Here is a 17,532-nt window from a genome sequence, read left to right as displayed (position 1 = left end):
CTCCTGTTATTGGCTTGCGCCTCATGGGTCATTCAGCGGCTTCCAGCTTGTCCTGTTTGGCCCGCACGCGGATCGGAATGCTGCTCATCAAGGGAATGCCGGTGCGCTTGTCATAGTCGCGGTCGTTAAAAGACAGGCGGCCGGTATTGCCACCCGCGCCGAGCGGATCTTCTTCCTCATCCGGATTGGTCCCCCAGCTATGGGGAAGCGAAACACAGCCCGGCTTGACCGTTTTATCCGCTTTGGCCACGCAACTGATAAAGGCCCTGGCGGATTCCACTTGCATGGGTTGGTCTTCGCTGAAGCCAAGCGCCTCCATATCGGCCGGATTCATAAATGCCGGATGATGGGGTACGCGTTTTCGCTGCACCGGATCTTCATGCCAATTGCTATTGTGAATTTCGGTCATCCGCCGGCCGATCATCCGCATCGGAAAATCGGTCTCCTCAACCGGCTGGCCAAGCCGTTCGGCATAGCCGGCGAGCTCCGCCATCATCGCCTCATTGCCGACGGACAATTTGCCTGTCCAGTCGGCGGGCTTGGGTTGAACCAGCAAAGCCTGCGCGTCGATAATCTTGCCCTTATGCGCATCCGGGTCAGCATAAACATCAGCCACGGGCACGGGTGAACCGTTGAGCGCGGCGCTCCATGCGGTGATCGGATCGGGTGTCTTGCCTGGTGCAAAGGTTGTGGCTTTTTCTTCGCGTTCTTCCAAGTGAGAAACCAAGGCCCAGCTTTTAATGGTCAGCGGCTTGTCCATCGCGCTCGCGAGGGTGTGAATAAATTCATATTCTTCGCAAAGATCGGATCCTTCTGGCGGATCCATGATCGGGGGACTGGCTTGTGCATAATTATTTTCAAAGCCCCAGCCTGCGCCAAAACCCCCGTAAAGTTCGGGAGCGGCGGTGTTGCCGTGCACTTCATAATGCAATTTGGGTGCAATGACATAATCGGCTAGCTCGGCTGTCTTCGACATGCGCGGATCGAGGCAGACCAAGAGGTCGAGCGCCTTCATCGCTTCAAATGTCTTGAGCTGATCGGGCCAAGCCAGCATCGGATTGCCGCCGAGACATAGCAGCGCTTTGACCTGTTTATCCCCGGGGGTTAAAATTTCATCGGGCAAGGCTGCGGTCGGCATACCGGAAATGCTCTGTTCCAAATCGCGGCTGTGTAGTTTGCGGCCAAAGCCCCAGGCCTCAATTGGACCAGGCGAGGCGGCAACCGGCGGTGCGGGTTTCATAAACACGCCGCTACGGCGATTAATATCGCCTTCACGCAGCCAGTGGCCCATGATCGAGGTCAAGGACAGGTTGAGATATTCGGTAATATTGCCCCCGCCGGCCATGTTGGGGCCGGTGCCGACGCTGATGCTGCCCTTTTTCCAGCGGCCATACATGCGCGCAGCCTCAACAATTTCTGCCGCTGTTACATCGGCACGCTGCGCCGCAAGGCCAGGGTCAAACGGCGCGACAGCCTTTTTCAACGCTTCGAAACCTTCAACATCATTGGCGACAAATTGCGCGTCATAGAGCTTTTCTTCGATCACTACCTTGGCGATCGCGCCGAGGATGATTGGGTCTTCACCGGGCCGACATTGTAGGTGTAAATCGGCTTGGCGGGCGCTGTCTGTCTGGCGCGGATCGATGACAATTAATTGCATCCCGCGTTTCTTGGCATCGTGCAATTTCTTTGCCGGGTTCATACCCAGCCCACCGTTCATCGAGACAACCGGATTGGTGCCAACCAGCATCAAGCCATCCCAGTCCCCCACGCGCGGGGCGCCGGCTAACCAGGGCCCGACCAGCGCCCGGGCAATACCCTTGCCGGGTTGGTCAATCGTAACGCTGTCATAGATTGATGTGGAGCCAAGGGCCTCCATCAGGGCCAGCATGAACGCATGGCCGTTAAGATTATTATAGCCAAAGGTCCCGACATAAGAAGCGACGCTATCGGGGCCATGTTCGGCGACAATAGTCTCGAGCCGCTCGGCAATTTCTTGCGCTGCGCTGCGCCAGTCAATGGCCTGCTTGTCGCCCTGTTTCATCCCTTTATAGCTGGTCAGCAGGCGGGTATCGAAACTGTGATAATTGGCCAGTTGACGGCCTTTTATGCAGCTATACCCTTCAAATTCTGGATTATTTTTGTCGCCATGAGTCTTGACCGGCACGCCATTTTCAAAATCAACTATCAAGCCGCAATGGGCGTGACAGGCCCGGCACATTACATGTTTTTGCTCCATTGCCATTGTCGCTCTCCCAGCTGATAGTGCAGGCCATTGCTTTTTCGATTTTAATCGTTCAATTAACTGCAGATTGATTCCCAAATTAGGGCAAGGCGGTCCGTGCTGCCACTGACCCTATTGATAAGATGTGTTCAGGAGAAAATCTCATGGCCGACAAGCCCAATGCCGCCGAGTTAAAGGAATATAGCGACGCCGCTGATGCGTGGTTCAAGGAAAATACGGTGCGCGATCCCGGCTTTATGTTGCCGCTGACGTTCATGGAAGTGAGCAGTGACCAACAATTTGACTTTTTGCGCGAATGGCAGCGCAAGGTTTATGAAGCGGGTTATCTCGGTGCGGCCTGGCCGAAGGAATATGGCGGCGGCGGATTGCATACCGATTTTCAGCGGGCAGCGACTCGGGCGATGAAAAAATATGATGCGCCGATCATGCTCAATGCGATTGGCAATGGTTGGGCGGGGCCGCTTATTCTGGATCTCGGATCGGAAGAGCAGAAGCAGACCTATATCAAGGGCATGCTCAATGCCGAAGATATCTGGTGCCAGGGTTTTTCCGAACCGGAACATGGCAGTGACCTTGGCAATGCGCAGCTCAAGGCGGTGAAAGAGGGTGATGAATATGTTCTCAACGGGTCAAAAATCTGGACCTCATTGGGCGACCGCGCCAAATATATGATCTTGTTGGCGCGGACGGATTTTGAAGCGGAAAACAAATATAAAGGCCTCAGCTTCTTCCTCAATCCGATGAAAATTGACGGGATTAGCACCAGCCGAATCAAGAAATTGACCGGCGAATATGGCTTTGTCCAAACCTTTTTCAGCGATGCGCGCATTTCCGCAGACTGTTTGTTTGGCGGCGAGGGCAATGGCTGGTCAATGGCAATGAAGACACTGGAATATGAGCGCGGTGCGAAGGTCAAACCAGTGGGCGGTTATTTCGTCAAGGAACTGGATGTGATGCAGATTGTCGAGCTGGCCAAAAATTCTGTACGCGGCGGCAAGCCGTTGCTTGATGACCCGGTCATGCGCGACAAGATGACTCAATATATGATCGATATTCAGGCGCTTAATCTGAACAACACCCGACGCCGGATGCCGCAGTTAATGCAGGATAAGCCGATGGGACTGCCCTTGATGAACAAGCTCGCGCGGACCGAGTTGATCCGGGAATTGACTGAATTTTCGCTCGGCTTTCAGGGCACAAAAGCGGGCTATTATGTGGGCGATGAAAATGCCGTGGATGACGGCTATTGGCACCGCAGCTATCTCAACAGTTTTTCGGCCACCATCGGTGGCGGCACGTCCGAGATCCAGCGCAATATTGTGGCCGAGCATGCGCTTGGCCTACCCAAGACACGATAGGTAGAACGGCTGATGGATAATTTGGGCAATATCGGGACGACCGAAGAGCAAATTGAATTGATGGATGTGGCGACGAATTTTTGCCGCGACAAATCCCCGATCGAAAAAGTACGCGCGTTGATGGAAGATGAGCGCGGCTATGATCCGGACGTGTGGCGCGAGATTGGCGAGCTGGGCTGGCTGGCCATTGCAATCCCCGAACAATATGGCGGTGTTGGTCTGTCGATGGCGGAAGTGGTGCCGATTGCTGAGCAAATGGGGCGCAACCTTATGAACACCCCTTTTGGCACCACAACATTGGCCGCACAGGCGCTGTTGGCCGGTGGTAGCGAGACCCAGCAGGCCGCATGGCTGCCCAGAATTTCTACCGGTAGCGCGGCAACATTGGCACTTTCGGAAGATAATGGCGATTGGGATCTATCCAATATCACCAGCTCCGGCAAAAGGGATGGCGATAGCATTATCTTGTCTGGTCAGAAGCAATTGGTGCGCTGGGCCGAAAGCGCGGAGTTAATTATTCTGTCGGTAAAAATTGATGGAGAGGTTCGTTTTGCCTTGATCGAACGATCCGCTTTGCCAGATAATGCGCTGCGACGGGAATCGATAATTGATGAAACCGCGCGCAGCTATGAACTCACCTTAGATGGCGTGACAATCAGTTCGGACGCGCTGTTCGATGCGAGCCGCACGCGCGAGACAATTGAAAAAATCGAGCTGGCTGCTGGCTTGATCCACGCGGCCGAAATGTGTGGCGGAACACAAGCTGTAATCGATTATACTTTGGAATATTTGAAAACCCGGAAGCAATTCGACAAAATTATCGGAAGCTTTCAGGCGCTGAAACATCCCACGGTCGACAATTATGTCGCGTATGAAAAAGCGAGAACGCATTTGTACAGTGCAGCCCATAGTTGGGCAGAGCAAGGCCGGGATGAAGTGGCGGTCCGGATGGCGGCAGCACAGGCGCATAGCAGCTATAGCCAAGCTGCTGATCGTTCGATCCAGTTTCATGGCGGATTTGGCTTCACCCATGATTGCGACGCACAATTGCACCGGCGCAAGGCGATATTTGACGGCGCGCTAATCGGTGATGCTGCTTATCAACGATCAAAACTAGCCAATCTATTGTTCGATTAAAGCTCAAAGGAGAGACAAATGTCAGAAGTGCTCACAGATATCCAAGATGGTTTCATCATTGTCACCATCAATCGGCCCGAAGCCAAAAATGCGATGACCAAAGCCGCCGCTGAAGGCATTCGTGCGGCTATGGAACAGCTGGACAATGATAACAGCCTCAATGCCGGAATCCTTACCGGCGCAGGCGGGACATTTTGCTCTGGAATGGATTTAAAAGGGTTTTTGCGGGGCGAAACACCGGCGGTCAAAGGCTATGGTTTCGGAGGGATTACTGAAAAGGGTCCGGACAAACCAATTATCGCCGCAGTCGAGGGCTATGCTTTGGCGGGCGGTCTGGAACTGGCACTGGCCTGTGATCTATGCGTTGCCAACAGCAAAGCAAAATTTGGAATTCCTGAAGTTAAACGTTCTCTCGTTGCAGCGGCTGGCGGCGTATTGAAATTGCAACAAGTGGTCGGGAAGCGGGTTGCCATGGAAATGGCATTGACCGGTGATTTCATGGATGCACAACGAGCCTATGATGTTGGCTTTGTGAATCGGCTGACCGATGGACCGGCGCTGGATGCGGCGATTGAATTGGCGGCCACAGTTGCTGCCAACGGACCATTGGCATTGAAAGCAACCAAGAAAATTATCAACGAAAGCTATGACTGGACCAGCGAAGAAGCGTGGAAAAAACAGGCGGAAATTACCATGCCTGTCTTCGCCTCTAAAGATGCCCAAGAAGGTTCTTTGGCCTTTGCTGAGAAACGAAAACCCGATTGGAAAGGGGAATAGTGCCTGATATTGAACGGATAAATCCAAAGGACCTGCCAGATGCGGGTGCTATGGGCTATGCCCAAGTAACCACCTGTGCCCCGGGGAAAATGGTGTTCGTCTCTGGCCAAGTGGCCTGGGCTCCGGGCGGCGATCCGGCTCCCGATAATTTGGCAGAACAGGCGAAAATTGCGAGTAGCAATCTCGGCAAGGCACTGGCTTCGGCGGGCGCCGGGCCGCAGAATATTGTATCTGCTCGCGCTTTTATCGTGGACTATACAGAAGAAAAGGGGGCTGAAGCCTTCCCAGAGATACTCGCGTTTCTTGACGGCAATCAGGTCGCATTCACGCTGATCGGTTGTGCGGCGCTGGCTTCGCCTGATTTGATGATTGAAATTGAGGCGATTGCGATTGTCTGAAGTAGCAACGACAGGCAGCGGAGATATTGTTGATCTCTGGTCGGCCGATCAAGATCTGCCCGCCTGGTTCACAAAGGCCTTGGCTGTGCCGCGTGAAGAAGCCTTTATCGAAGTGGGTGGACAAAAGGTCCACTATTTCCGTTGGGGACAACGCGGCAATCCGCCCTTGTTGTTAACCCACGGATTCTTGGCTCATTCTCGGTGCTTTGCGTTTATCGCGCCGCTGCTTGCTAAAGAATATGATCTGATCGTTTATGATCTTGCTGGCATGGGCGAGAGCGAAATTGGAACGGTGTTTGAAGGCAATCAAAGAGCGCAAGATATGGTGGCTCTGGCAGAAGCTCTGGATCTTTTTTCCGGGCCAGTAAAACCGAAAATCATCGCCCATAGCTTTGGTTCGGGAGTAGCATTGACGGCGATGGAATTGGCCGGCGATCGCTTTGGCGGCCTCATTATTTGCGATTTGATGATTATGCGGCCGGAACGGTTGGCGGCTCATTTTAAAGGCGGCGGTGGCCCGCCCGGTTCCGGAAAATCGGACCGTCCGACCAATGTCTACCCCGACTATGAAGCCGCTCGCGGCCGTTTCATTCTTGCGCCACCGCAGGATGTTCAAACACCTTTTTTGCTTGAATATATGGCCTATCATAGCATGCGCCGAGTCGATGGCGGCTGGACCTGGAAGTTTGACCCAAAAGTTTTTCATCGTAGTGAAAACGATCAACTGCAATGGCAGAAGGCGCCACAGCGCATTGTTGATTTACCGCATCGTCTGGCCCTAATCTATGGCGAAAACAGCAAACTATTTGATGGCGATAGCGCTGCCTATTTGCGTGAATTGGGCGGCGGGCACATCCCAATGATCGCCGTCCCAGAATCAGAACATCATTTGATGCTCGATCAACCTCTGGCATTTACAACCGCTTTGCGATCTGTTCTGTCTCTGTGGAGCGAGAAATAAACAGGAAAAGATTTGCGCGTGAACGAAAGCCCGATACTCCGAACTGTGTCTGTCGTGCAAGCGGGCTCCGATCCGTTTGACACGCCCGGGACGATAGAGAAATTTAACGACTTTCTGTCCCAAGCCAAAGCCGCAAAAAGCGATTTGGTCATATTCCCGGAAGCCTTTATCGGGGGCTATCCTAAAGGCGTTGATTTTGGGGTCCGTGTGGGCTCACGCGATGCCGCTGGCCGTGAATTGTTTCGGCTATATTCCGACAATGCTGTGCAATTGCATTCGTCTGAATTCGAAACATTGCGTGAAATTATTGCAGCCCATGACGTTGCGGTGGTTGTCGGCGTAATTGAGCGAAACGGCGCCACGCTATACTGTTCGACCTTCGGATTTGAACGCGATGGAACGATATTGGGCGTGCACCGCAAGCTCGTACCAACGGCAATGGAACGGCTGATATGGGGCCAGGGCGATGGCAGTGATTTGCCGATTATGGAGTCCAGCGCCGGACGTCTGGTCAGTGCGATTTGCTGGGAAAATTACATGCCGCTTTTGCGCAGCTATTATTATGATGCGCAACCGGATTTTTATTGCGTTTCTACGGTCGATGATCGGGATGTTTGGCTGCCGACAATGCAGACAATTGCCATTGAAAGCCGCGCTTTCGTTCTTTCGGCCTGCCAATATTTGGAGCGAGGCATGATCGGTTTGGATGCTAGCCAATTTGACGCCATCCAGGGCAATGAAACCGACAAAGTGCTGATCAGCGGCGGCAGTTGCATCATTTCCCCATCGGGCGAAGCTATTGCTGGGCCGGTTTTTGGGAAAGAGGCGGTGGTAACGGCGGAAATTGACTTGGATGATCGGACGCGCGGGAAATTTGATCTGGACGTAACCGGTCATTATGCACGCCCCGATATATTTGAACTTCAGGCCCATATTAAAGCGCAGAAAAACGTTCGTAGCGACTGAGGCCAGAAGGCAATCGTCTCCCGGTTCCAGATATGATAGGCTGTCGCGTGATGCTGTGACATCATGAAAGGAGTGTCGGCCTATGACACAATCAGGAATGCCGAAAATTGTCGGGCTATCGGAATGGCAAGCCGAGATTGATGAGATCCGCAAAAAGGAAAAAGAACTGACGCGTGCTCATGATGCAGTCAATGCGATGCGTCGTCGCCTCCCGATGGTGAAAATTGATAAAAATTATGAATTTGATTGCGAAAGCGGCATCCAGTCCCTTTTGGATCTTTTTGAGGGGTGCCCGCAACTTATCGTATATCATTTCATGTTTGCCCCCGATGCGGATGCGGGTTGCCCCGGCTGTTCATGGGTCACGGATGCTATGTCTCATCCGGCGCATTTGCATGCGCGGGATACATCAATCGTGCTTGTATCACGCGCGCCGTTGGAAAAATTGCTAGCCTTTAAAAAACGCATGGGTTGGGATCTGCCGTGGGTATCTTCTTTCGGCAGCGACTTTAACTATGACTTTAACGCCACCAATCATGAGGGAGAAAACCATGTCGCCAGCGTATTCTTGCGCGACGGCGATAATATCTACCGCACCTACTATACTGACCAGCGCGGTGTGGAATATTTGGGCAGTCACTGGACCTGGCTCGATCTAACGCCTTATGGCCGTCAGGAACCGTGGGAAGAGGCACCGGACGGTTGGCCCAAAGGAGAGATGTATTGGGACAAGCGGCACGATGAATATGGCGCTTGATATCTGCGCAGCAAATGGGAATGCCAAATTGTTCCCATTACGGATGTGATCAGACAAAATAACGAACCTATGGGCTCAATCCCAAGGGATTCAGGCGTTTTTGATTGTGAGGCCACCATCAACCGGGATAACTGCGCCGGTCAGGAAGCTGGCGGCTGGTAGCACGCAGGATAAAGTCATATGCGCCACTTCTTCCGGTATCGCATAGCGGCGGAGCGCCACGCGGCGCTTTGCGTAGATGGTTTTATGCTCTTCCGAAATCGCATCGGTAATGCCCGTGCGAATCGGACCCGGGCAAATACAATTGACGGTGATACCTTCGCGGCCAAGATCCACCGCCAAGCCCTTAGTCAAACCAATCACGCCATGTTTGGCCGCGACATAGGGGCTGTTGCCCGGCGATGCGCCTAGGCCTTCGGTCGACGCGATATTTACAATGCGCGGGTGCTCTGCGGCCTTGAGATAAGGCAAGGCTGCTCTGATCATACGCTGATGCGCTGCCAGCATCACGGCAAGCGTGGGCTCCCAACTTTCCTCATAGCTATCCAGCGCAATGTCGGCTGGAATGGCAAAACCCGCGTTATTGACTAGAATATCCAAAGCCCCGAAATCTTCCGCAATATCAACGACGGTTGACCCAATGGCGTCGGGCTTGCTGACATCCAGCGCCCAGGCTTTCGCTGAACCGGAATAGCCCTTGTCGGCAATGTCCTGAACGACCGCTTCGCAGGCCGAATGATCGAGATCAGTGACCGCGACATGGGCTCCTTCCGATGCGAAGAGATGAGCCGTCGCACGGCCCATGCCGCTAGCGGCTCCGGTTATTATGGCCTTTTTGCCAGCGATAGAACGGCTGAGCGGTTGATAGGTTTCCATGATCAGGCGGCCAAATAGCCTTCTAGCCGTTGGCGAATAATCGCATCGGCTTCTGCCATGATACCGTCAATCAATTCTTTGCAGGTTGGAATATCATTGATCAGGCCAGCAACCATGCCGCAACTCCAGGCACCGGCGTCCATAGTTCCTTCCAACATGATTTGCGGATAAACGCCGGCCACTTGCTCGAGAATATCGGTAAATTGGAGATCGCTGCCTTTTTCTTTTTCAATTTCTAGCAGTTTTTCGACTGCTGAATTGGTGAGCACGCGTTCGGTATTGCGCAGCGGACGCATCACCAACCGGGTGTCCAGTTCACTGGCGGCGACAATCGCGTCTTTGACATTCTGGTGCACAGGGGCTTCCTGCGTTGCGATAAAACGTGTGCCCATATTCATGCCTTCTGCGCCCATAGCCAGTGAGGCCACAAGTGAACGGGCATCCGCTTGTCCGCCAGAACTGACAAAGGGAATATCCAGTTCGTCAGCAGCGCGGGGCAGCAGGATCATATTGGGAATATCATCTTCGCCAGGATGGCCACCACATTCAAAACCATCGACCGAAACCGCATCGCAGCCAATGCTCTGCGCTTTAAGCGCATGCCGAACGGCGGTACATTTGTGGATGACTTTGACACCGGCTTCTTTGAGCGCTGGCAGATATTGTGCCGGATTATTGCCAGCGGTTTCCACCGCCTTAATATCATTGTCGATTATCGCTTTGATATAGCCAGGATAATCCGGCGTATTGACGATCGGCAAAAAAGTCAGATTCACGCCAATGGGTTTGTCGGTAAGCGCTTTGGCTTTCTTGATTTCCTTGTCGAGATCTTCCGGTGTCTTTTGGGTCAGACCGGTGATGATACCAAGTCCGCCAGCTTCGGAAACGGCGGCCGCTAATTCTGCAAATCCCACATAATGCATACCACCCTGGATGATCGGATGCTCGATGCCGAAAAGCTCTGTAATGCGTGTTTTCATGGGATTGTTCCTCTTGTTATGGAGTATATGGAGTCAGAATAAGGTCTTTTGAGAATCGGTTTAATCGCTTGATTAACTAGCAACCCACGCGCCCGTTGTCACGCCTTTCCAGACTTGATCGGGCGACGTTACGGCAAGCTCAGCTCCCAGCAAGCGGCCCCAATGATGTTCGTTGCCGAGGCTGTCGCGCCAAGCCCATAGACGCCGTGTAAAATGATGGAGATCATATTCTTGGGTATAGCCCATCGCGCCATGGACTTGGTGGAAGGGCACGGTGACGGCTTCCACGCTATGGCCAATTTGGACTTTGGCAACGACGGCTTCGTGCCACGCTCGCTCGGGATTTTCGATGTTTTTTGCCAACACGCTCGCCGCTTGGGTGGCGGCCATAGTTGCCGCGGCGCTTTCGGAAGCGGCGACGGACAATTGATGCTGGATCGCCTGAAATTTTGATAAAGGTCGCCCAAATTGCTCGCGATCGGAAACATAACCAATGGAAAGATTGAGCGCCGCCTCCATCGCTGCTGCCATTTGCACGGCGCGTACCGTGAGGATCAAGGCTTCCACCGCGCGCTGGGATAGATTTGTGGATTGACTTTCCAGAGGCTTCGCTGCTGAAAAATCAATTTGTTGCTCGCCGTCGGGGGAAAGGGATTGAATATCATTCGGTGCTAAATCAGCGGCGCGATATAGGGCGATGGTATTTTTTTCGGCGGTATAGGCAATGATGTGATCCGCCGCGCCGAAAAAGGATATGGCCGCGCTGTCGTTTTGCACCAAGGCAAAGCTGGCGGCGCCTTCGGCCATGGCCATGCCGGAATGATCCAGCAACCAATTGGCGATCAGAGTTTCTACAAAAGGTACGGGCGACGCCGCTTGGGCCGATACCCAAATCGCGCCAAGCACTTCGTCATAGCTGGCGCCAAAACCGCCATTTTCTTCGCTGACCCATGCTAGCGGCAAGCCATTATCCTGCAGCGCATCCCAAAGATTTTGCGGATATTGTCCGGCTTCGGCTTGGTGCGGGACATCGCGTCCGCACAAGTCTGTGAATATTTTGGCGGCGGTTTCGGCGATCATGCCATCGATATTAATCATCATCGCGTCCTTTATCTGAGCCCCAATTGACGCGCAGTAATCCCGCGCATGACTTCGGTGGTGCCGCCGCGCAAAGTATTGGGCGGCGAGCGCAATATCCCGATATTGAGGATTCGGCGCATCTCGTCGCTCCATTCTTTTACCGGCAGGTCGTTGAGCAAGGCGCGGACCTGCAATGTGCAATCATTTTCCAGGCGATTGCCAAGATCTTTGACCAGCGCGGCTTCGGTTTCCGGCGATATGCCTTGATGTAGAAGATTGGCTATCCCCCAGGACATGCCGCGCAATGTGCGCAAATTGGCGAATATCTTGCCGAGCCGGCCATGGGAATCAGAACCCATTTTGCCTTGTAACTGATATAAGGCTGTCTCCAGCGTGATATAGCTGGACAAAAACCGTTCCGGTCCGGAGCGCTCCATGGCAAGCTCGCCAGTCACTTGTTTCCATCCTCCGCCTTCCGCACCGAGCAAACAATCATCGGGCACAATAACATCTTCAAAATAGACTTCGTTAAAATGGGCATCGCCAGACAGATCGGTAATGGGTTTAATTGTCACGCCCGGTAGGCTCAAATCTATCATGATCTGTGACAAACCGACATGGCGATTGCGACCATCGGCAGGAGAGGTGCGCAGCAACGCCACCATATAGTGAGAGATATGCGCGCCTGAGGACCAGATTTTCTGGCCATTTATCTTCCACCCGTTGTCGACCTTTTCCGCTTTGGTTTTGACATTGGCCAAGTCCGATCCTGCGCCCGGTTCGCTTAATCCAATGGCGAAATAGCATTGACCAGCGGCAATGCGCGGCAGGATATCAAGTTTTTGATCTTCGGTTCCATGCTCGAGCAGCATCGGCGCATGTTGCCGGTCGGCTATCCAATGCGCGCCAACTGGCGCCCCTGCTCGCAATGTTTCTTCGGTGACAATATAGCGTTCGAGCGCTGTTTTATCATGGCCGCCATATTGGCTCGACCATGTCAGGCCAATCCATCCTTTGTCCCCCATTTTTTTCGAAAACGCGGGATCGGAAGAGGCCATCCAACATTCCGGTTCGGGTTGGAAATTGCCCGCAGCCCGTTCCGCCTTCAAAAAAGTCTGCAGGTCTTCACGCAGTTCCTCCAGTGCAGGATCCGGTTGGACGACAGGAAATTGAAATCTTTGCATTTAATACTGCCTCGGGTTTGACTGGTTATGGCGTCACAATGTTAAATTGCGGATCGACGGGATCGAGAGCGCCGAACATAGCCGCCATTAATCCGACATTGCCCAATACCTTCATTTGTCCCGATACGATTAAATCGCGCGGGGTAATTTCTCGCATCAATAAGCGGGTAAAGTCAGTGCGCGACACAGTGATTTGAGCAATGGATCTGTCATTCTCGCCGGCGCGCGGGAACATCACACTTTTGCCGACATCGACATTGACGATTTCGCCGCGATCCGGGAAGCTAAACTGGATGATGCCGCCATTATGAGTCATCCGCCCGGGATTGAAACGCGCCGCTAGCGCATCAAACAGGTCGACCGCCGGAATGCTGTTCAGCACACGGGCGTTGGTTGTTGCCACTCCCGACCCGCGATCATTGCCAGAGCGCAACTCCTCCGCGCCGGTCAGATAAATATTCCGCCACGTTCCCGCTTCGGCTTGAAAACCTAGCTGCTCATATGTCGATGCCAACCATTTTTTGGCGGCTTCATCAGCCGGATTTGCAAAGACAATATGATTAAAGACCGTTGCCGCCCAACGATAGTCGCCGGTTGTAAACGCTTGCTGGCCTAGCACGAGCGCTTTGGCTGGACCGCCCATTGCGCTGACATATTTTCGCGATGCTTGTACCGGTGGCAGTGCATGATAATGCGCTGGTACCCCATCCCACCAGCCAAAATAACGCTGATAGACGGCCTTGGAATTATGGTTCAACGTACCGTAATAATCGCGCACACCAAAGTCGGTTGCGGCAAAATCAGGCTCGCCAATATTCTCTGCAATTTCATGGATTGTCGCCCCTTGATTGGCCTGACGCAAGGTCTGGTCATGGACGTAGCGATACAATCCGCGCTGATTTTTCAAGCTGCTCTGGACATTTTCACTGCCCCAGGTTGGCCAGTGATGGCTGGCCAGCATGACGTCCGCTTTCTCGCCATATTTGGCGAGCATATTGTCAATGACTTTGCTCCATTTCAATGTATCGCGAACGAGCGCGCCGCGCGGCGTCAAGACATTGTGAAAGTTGCGGCTGACCACTTCTGCTGTGTGCAGGGCTTTAAACTCAGGCAAGTAGAAAACCAGTTCGGCCGGAGCTTCGGTTTCCCCGGCGTCCATAAATTCAAAGGTAATGCCGTCGATCGAGAGGGTTTCACCCTCTTTACTGATCGTTTTGGTCGGAGGCAGCAAGGCGACATCACCTTTGGATAGATATTGTCCCAATCCGGTTCCGACATGACCGGTTTCGCCAACTGGAAGATTGGTCCCGAATTGAAATTGTACCCGTCGGTTCATGGTGGTCCCAGCGAGGACATTTTCGCCAATCGATTCCTGTAGGAAACCGTGAGGAGCGATGATCTGGACCTTGCCATATTGCAATTCTTGCGCCGACACGACGCCGTTGACACCGCCAAAATGATCGCCATGACTATGGGTGAATATGACTGCTTGAACCGGTCTTTGCCCCAGGGTTTCATTGGCCAAGGCCAAGGCCGCCTTGGCCGGTGCTGGTGTGGTCAACGGATCAATCACGATCCAACCGCTTTTGCCAGCGATTAATGTCATCACCGCCAAGTCATAACCGCGCAATTGATAAATGCCGTCCTGGACTTTGAATAATCCGTGGATGGAATTGAGCTTGCCTTGTCGCCATAGCGATGGATTGACAGTGTCGGGTGCGGCATCTTTGATAAAATCAAATTGACCGGTTTCCCAGGCGACACTGCCATCTTCATTGAGAATTTGTGGTGCTTCAATTTTCGCTAAAAAACCGCGATTGGCATTTTCAAAATCTTGCTGATCGGTAATTGGCAAACGGGCGCGGATTTTGGCGTTGGCGGCCTTGGTGGCAGCAGTTGCAATGCCTTCCGGCGGATCACCCGCGGCGATGAACAACGGCGCAGCGGCCAACAAGGCGGTTATGGACAGGCTGTGCTTGATCATGATCATTTCCCCTTGAAAACGGGTTTGCGCTTTTCAAGTATGGCATCAATGGCTTCTTGATGATCATCTAATTGTTGCAAGACGCCTTGGAACAAAGCGGCCTGGTCGAGATTTTCTTTCAAGGTAACGCTTTGCGCGGTCCGCACCAATTCCTTGGTTTTGCGAATCGCCAAGGGGGGCAAAGCCACAACCTGCTCGGCCAGTTCATAAGCGCGAGTGATCAGGCTATCATTGGGCACTACTTCCGAGACCAAGCCATAATCCAGTGCTTTTTCGGCCTTGATAAACTCACCGGTGAACAGCATCTGATTGGCCCGTGCTTGCCCGATAATGCGGGGCAATAACCATGCGCCACCATCGCCAGGAATTATGCCGACGCGCAAAAAACTCTCTGCAAAAATGGCGTCTTCACCGGCAATTCTGATGTCGCACATGGTGGTGAGGTCATTACCAGCGCCAATGGCATGTCCATTGACCGCAGCAATAACTGGCACGGAAAGCGTCGCCATTGTCAGCGGGATGCGCTGAATGCCGGTTTTATACCAGTGTTCAATTTCCAGCGGCGTCATATTTTGTTCAGCTGTCATCGCTTTGATTTCATGCAAATTGCCACCGGAAGAAAAGCTTTTGCCATTGGCCGCCAGGACAACACAGCTTACGGTCTCATCCGCGTCCGCCTTTTTCATCGCGTCGACCAGCGCACTGCAGAGATCGGTTGACAGCGCATTGCGCGTTTCCGGCTTGTTTAAAGTTATCGTGACCACGCGGTCTTGTTTGTCATAAAGAACGACGTCGCTCATATTGTCCCCACCTGCTTCATCTTTGGAATCACTTTCTACTTGCGGCTATCCATTGCAGGCCCGCTCTGCTTCTGCAAGAGAGGGATAGGAGTGAACCAATAAGTTGATCCGATGAATTGCCACCAAATATCCAAACAAGATACGATGCAAAGCGGTTTCACTTTGGTGGAATTGATGGTTGTTCTGGTGATTTTAGGACTGATGGCGTCGGTGGTCATCTTATCCCTGCCTGATGGCCGCAATGATCTGGAACAAGATGCCCAGATATTTGCGGCGCGGACCGCCGCTTTACGGGACAACGCGATTCTGCAATCCCGCCCAATGGCTGTGCAAGTCACGCCGTCAGGCTATAGTTTTCTGGAACGTCGCAAAGGCGCATGGTCGCTATTGGAAGACAATCCGTTTCGATCGACCAATTGGTCCGAAGGCGTGACCGCAAATGTCGGAGAGGCCGGGCCCTTGCTGATCAGTTTTGAGAGTACCGGATTACCCAGTGACCGAGCGGAAGTTCGCCTGGCTTTTAAAGCCTATGAGCGAAATATTATTATCGCGCCGATGGGCGATGTCCAATTGGCCACAGCGGAGCCAGCCTCATGATTGCTCCCACCGGCCCGCACCATGAGCGCGGCTTTACCCTGATCGAAATGCTGGTCGCACTATCGGTTTTCAGCTTGGCGGCCCTGGCGTTGATTCGTCTGCAAGCCTATACGACGCGCAATGCGGCGGAACTGGAGTTGCGCGTTGTCGCGCAGTCGGTCGTGCGCAATCGCGCGGTTGAAATCCTGACCGATCCCCGGCCCCCAAGTCTCGGTGCCAGTCGCGGCGAAGAAGAAAATGGCGGCCGCAAATGGATCTGGACCCAAAGCGCCCGGCTGACGGATGAAGGCCGCTTCATTCAAATTGATATACAGGCGCAGGATCAAGCCAGCGGCGCGCCGGCGGCTTTGACAATATTGCGCCCAGCGGGCGTGATTCTCGACGCGCCGGAACCGGTTCCAAGAACAGCAAACTAGACTTACCGGAAGACGACCGTCCGATTGCCGTTCATCAAAATGCGGTGCTCGCCCGCCCATTTGACGGCTTTGGCAAGCACTTGCGATTCAATATCACGGCCAATGCGGATCAGTTCTTCGACACTGGCGCGATGGTCGACACGCTCAACAGCCTGTTCGATAATCGGTCCTTCATCGAGATCCGCGCTGACGAAATGGGCTGTGGCGCCGATCAGTTTCACCCCGCGTTGATGCGCGCGATGATAAGGCCGTGCGCCCTTGAAGCCGGGCAGAAAACTATGATGAATATTGATACATCGCCCGGCCAATTGATGGCTGAGATTGTCGGATAATATCTGCATATAGCGCGCAAGGATCAGATAGTCCGCTTGAACCTCGGTCATCAAATTCACAATGGCCTGTTCCTGTTCGCAGCGATTTTCATCGCTGACTGGCAAATGGTGAAAAGGCACATCATGCCATTCGGTCAGATCGCGCAAATTGTCATGATTGCTTATAACAGCGGCAATATTGACTGGGAGTGCGGCGGTTTTCCAGCGATGCAGCAAATCGTTAAGGCAATGGCTGCCCTTTGAAACGGCAATGATGATATTGGGTTTTTCTGCGGCGCTGACCAGCGTCCATACCAGGCCATAATGATCGGCAATTGGCGTAAAGCTGCTCGTCAATATTGCCAGATCAGTGGGGAACTTGGGTCCCGCTCCTTTGAAAGCAACGCGCATGAAAAAGCGATTTTGCTCAAGATCGGCATATTGTTGGCTGTCGAGAATGAAGCCGTCATGATCAGCCAAAAAGCCGGTCACCGCCGCTACTAAGCCAACCCGGTCTTCTGCGGTCAGGGTCAATATATAATCTTGGTTCATCATATCCGTGCCTCTTTGCATGGCCCATTGGCCTATGGCAATCCGTTTGAAAAGCGTGATTTCCTCTTGTGCTGATATCTCCAACGATTAGAAGCGCGAGAGACGGGTCGACAAACCGGCCAATACGATCTGCCAACGAACCTGAAAGACAGG

Annotated in this window: 17 protein-coding genes; 9 read left to right on the top strand and 8 right to left on the bottom strand. The window is 53.1% G+C overall.

What is annotated here, in order from left to right:
- Positions 1 to 28: 28 nt before the first annotated feature.
- Positions 29 to 2,245 (bottom strand): molybdopterin-dependent oxidoreductase, encoded by a 2,217-nt coding sequence (locus ABJU74_RS07340; RefSeq protein WP_348383696.1) that lies wholly within the window; start codon positions 2,243 to 2,245, stop codon positions 29 to 31.
- 143 nt (positions 2,246 to 2,388) lie between these two features.
- On the opposite strand from ABJU74_RS07340, the gene ABJU74_RS07335 reads away from it, so the two are divergent.
- The 7 genes from ABJU74_RS07335 (at position 2,389) to ABJU74_RS07305 (ending at position 8,599) form a co-directional block, all read left to right on the top strand.
- The gene (locus ABJU74_RS07335; RefSeq protein ID WP_348383697.1) at positions 2,389 to 3,603 is read left to right on the top strand and encodes an acyl-CoA dehydrogenase family protein; all 1,215 of its coding nucleotides are present in this window, start codon (positions 2,389 to 2,391) and stop codon (positions 3,601 to 3,603) included.
- A 12-nt stretch (positions 3,604 to 3,615) separates the two neighbouring features.
- Positions 3,616 to 4,740, top strand: coding sequence for an acyl-CoA dehydrogenase family protein (locus ABJU74_RS07330; RefSeq protein ID WP_348383698.1), 1,125 nt, complete (start codon positions 3,616 to 3,618; stop codon positions 4,738 to 4,740).
- Positions 4,741 to 4,758: 18 nt separating this feature from the next.
- Positions 4,759 to 5,517: a crotonase/enoyl-CoA hydratase family protein gene (locus ABJU74_RS07325; RefSeq protein ID WP_348383699.1), complete on the top strand. Its 759-nt coding sequence runs from the start codon at positions 4,759 to 4,761 to the stop codon at positions 5,515 to 5,517.
- The gene (locus ABJU74_RS07320) at positions 5,517 to 5,915 is read left to right on the top strand and encodes a RidA family protein (RefSeq protein ID WP_348383700.1); all 399 of its coding nucleotides are present in this window, start codon (positions 5,517 to 5,519) and stop codon (positions 5,913 to 5,915) included. Before ABJU74_RS07325 ends, ABJU74_RS07320 begins: the two co-directional genes overlap by 1 nt.
- Positions 5,908 to 6,876: an alpha/beta hydrolase gene (locus tag ABJU74_RS07315; RefSeq protein ID WP_348383701.1), complete on the top strand. Its 969-nt coding sequence runs from the start codon at positions 5,908 to 5,910 to the stop codon at positions 6,874 to 6,876. Before ABJU74_RS07320 ends, ABJU74_RS07315 begins: the two co-directional genes overlap by 8 nt.
- A gap of 18 nt (positions 6,877 to 6,894) precedes the next feature.
- Positions 6,895 to 7,842, top strand: coding sequence for a carbon-nitrogen hydrolase family protein (locus ABJU74_RS07310; RefSeq protein WP_348383702.1), 948 nt, complete (start codon positions 6,895 to 6,897; stop codon positions 7,840 to 7,842).
- Between the two features lie 82 nt (positions 7,843 to 7,924).
- A complete protein-coding gene (locus tag ABJU74_RS07305; protein ID WP_348383703.1) occupies positions 7,925 to 8,599 on the top strand; it encodes a DUF899 domain-containing protein in 675 nt (224 codons plus the stop codon).
- Between the two features lie 90 nt (positions 8,600 to 8,689).
- Here the strand turns inward: ABJU74_RS07305 and ABJU74_RS07300 are convergent, their stop codons facing one another.
- The 6 genes from ABJU74_RS07300 to ABJU74_RS07275 form a co-directional block, all read right to left on the bottom strand.
- Positions 8,690 to 9,475 carry an SDR family NAD(P)-dependent oxidoreductase gene (locus tag ABJU74_RS07300; RefSeq protein WP_348383704.1) on the bottom strand — a complete coding sequence of 262 codons (786 nt, stop codon included), beginning with the start codon at positions 9,473 to 9,475 and terminating at the stop codon, positions 8,690 to 8,692.
- Positions 9,476 to 9,477: 2 nt separating this feature from the next.
- Positions 9,478 to 10,455, bottom strand: a complete 978-nt coding sequence (locus ABJU74_RS07295; RefSeq protein ID WP_348383705.1) for a nitronate monooxygenase family protein — start codon at positions 10,453 to 10,455, stop codon at positions 9,478 to 9,480.
- A gap of 72 nt (positions 10,456 to 10,527) precedes the next feature.
- Entirely contained in the window at positions 10,528 to 11,556 is a 1,029-nt protein-coding gene (locus ABJU74_RS07290; protein WP_348383706.1) for an acyl-CoA dehydrogenase family protein, read from the bottom strand.
- 8 nt (positions 11,557 to 11,564) lie between these two features.
- Entirely contained in the window at positions 11,565 to 12,719 is a 1,155-nt protein-coding gene (locus tag ABJU74_RS07285) for an acyl-CoA dehydrogenase family protein (RefSeq protein ID WP_348383707.1), read from the bottom strand.
- 25 nt (positions 12,720 to 12,744) lie between these two features.
- Complete coding sequence (locus tag ABJU74_RS07280) at positions 12,745 to 14,703, bottom strand: alkyl sulfatase dimerization domain-containing protein (RefSeq protein WP_348383708.1); 1,959 nt, start codon at positions 14,701 to 14,703, stop codon at positions 12,745 to 12,747.
- 2 nt (positions 14,704 to 14,705) lie between these two features.
- Positions 14,706 to 15,503: an enoyl-CoA hydratase-related protein gene (locus ABJU74_RS07275; RefSeq protein WP_348383709.1), complete on the bottom strand. Its 798-nt coding sequence runs from the start codon at positions 15,501 to 15,503 to the stop codon at positions 14,706 to 14,708.
- 111 nt (positions 15,504 to 15,614) lie between these two features.
- On the opposite strand from ABJU74_RS07275, the gene gspH reads away from it, so the two are divergent.
- Positions 15,615 to 16,100, top strand: a complete 486-nt coding sequence (gspH, locus tag ABJU74_RS07270; protein WP_348383710.1) for a type II secretion system minor pseudopilin GspH — start codon at positions 15,615 to 15,617, stop codon at positions 16,098 to 16,100.
- Positions 16,097 to 16,516: a type II secretion system minor pseudopilin GspI gene (gene gspI, locus ABJU74_RS07265; RefSeq protein ID WP_348383711.1), complete on the top strand. Its 420-nt coding sequence runs from the start codon at positions 16,097 to 16,099 to the stop codon at positions 16,514 to 16,516. The genes gspH and gspI overlap by 4 nt, the downstream gene beginning before the upstream one ends.
- 2 nt (positions 16,517 to 16,518) lie before the next feature.
- Here the strand turns inward: gspI and purU are convergent, their stop codons facing one another.
- On the bottom strand, positions 16,519 to 17,382 hold the full coding sequence (gene purU, locus ABJU74_RS07260) for a formyltetrahydrofolate deformylase (protein WP_348422691.1): 864 nt from the start codon (positions 17,380 to 17,382) through the stop codon (positions 16,519 to 16,521).
- Positions 17,383 to 17,532: the final 150 nt, after the last annotated feature.

The sequence above is a fragment of the Parasphingorhabdus sp. genome (assembly GCF_039982415.1).
GTDB lineage: Bacteria > Pseudomonadota > Alphaproteobacteria > Sphingomonadales > Sphingomonadaceae > Parasphingorhabdus.
The sequence above is the reverse complement of the archived record's forward strand: the minus strand, read 5'-3'. Positions and strand labels throughout refer to the sequence as shown.

What these genes read in the sequence shown, in the direction of transcription:
- ABJU74_RS07290 (WP_348383706.1), bottom strand. Translation starts at nt 11,556, where the DNA reads ATGATGATTAATATCGATGGCATGATCGCCGAAACCGCCGCCAAAATA.
- ABJU74_RS07275 (WP_348383709.1), bottom strand. Translation starts at nt 15,503, where the DNA reads ATGAGCGACGTCGTTCTTTATGACAAACAAGACCGCGTGGTCACGATA.
- ABJU74_RS07340 (WP_348383696.1), bottom strand. Translation starts at nt 2,245, where the DNA reads ATGGCAATGGAGCAAAAACATGTAATGTGCCGGGCCTGTCACGCCCAT.
- ABJU74_RS07280 (WP_348383708.1), bottom strand. Translation starts at nt 14,703, where the DNA reads ATGATCAAGCACAGCCTGTCCATAACCGCCTTGTTGGCCGCTGCGCCG.
- ABJU74_RS07295 (WP_348383705.1), bottom strand. Translation starts at nt 10,455, where the DNA reads ATGAAAACACGCATTACAGAGCTTTTCGGCATCGAGCATCCGATCATC.
- ABJU74_RS07305 (WP_348383703.1), top strand. Translation starts at nt 7,925, where the DNA reads ATGACACAATCAGGAATGCCGAAAATTGTCGGGCTATCGGAATGGCAA.
- gspH (WP_348383710.1), top strand. Translation starts at nt 15,615, where the DNA reads ATGAATTGCCACCAAATATCCAAACAAGATACGATGCAAAGCGGTTTC.
- ABJU74_RS07300 (WP_348383704.1), bottom strand. Translation starts at nt 9,475, where the DNA reads ATGGAAACCTATCAACCGCTCAGCCGTTCTATCGCTGGCAAAAAGGCC.
- ABJU74_RS07330 (WP_348383698.1), top strand. Translation starts at nt 3,616, where the DNA reads ATGGATAATTTGGGCAATATCGGGACGACCGAAGAGCAAATTGAATTG.
- ABJU74_RS07335 (WP_348383697.1), top strand. Translation starts at nt 2,389, where the DNA reads ATGGCCGACAAGCCCAATGCCGCCGAGTTAAAGGAATATAGCGACGCC.
- purU (WP_348422691.1), bottom strand. Translation starts at nt 17,382, where the DNA reads ATGATGAACCAAGATTATATATTGACCCTGACCGCAGAAGACCGGGTT.
- ABJU74_RS07285 (WP_348383707.1), bottom strand. Translation starts at nt 12,719, where the DNA reads ATGCAAAGATTTCAATTTCCTGTCGTCCAACCGGATCCTGCACTGGAG.
- gspI (WP_348383711.1), top strand. Translation starts at nt 16,097, where the DNA reads ATGATTGCTCCCACCGGCCCGCACCATGAGCGCGGCTTTACCCTGATC.
- ABJU74_RS07325 (WP_348383699.1), top strand. Translation starts at nt 4,759, where the DNA reads ATGTCAGAAGTGCTCACAGATATCCAAGATGGTTTCATCATTGTCACC.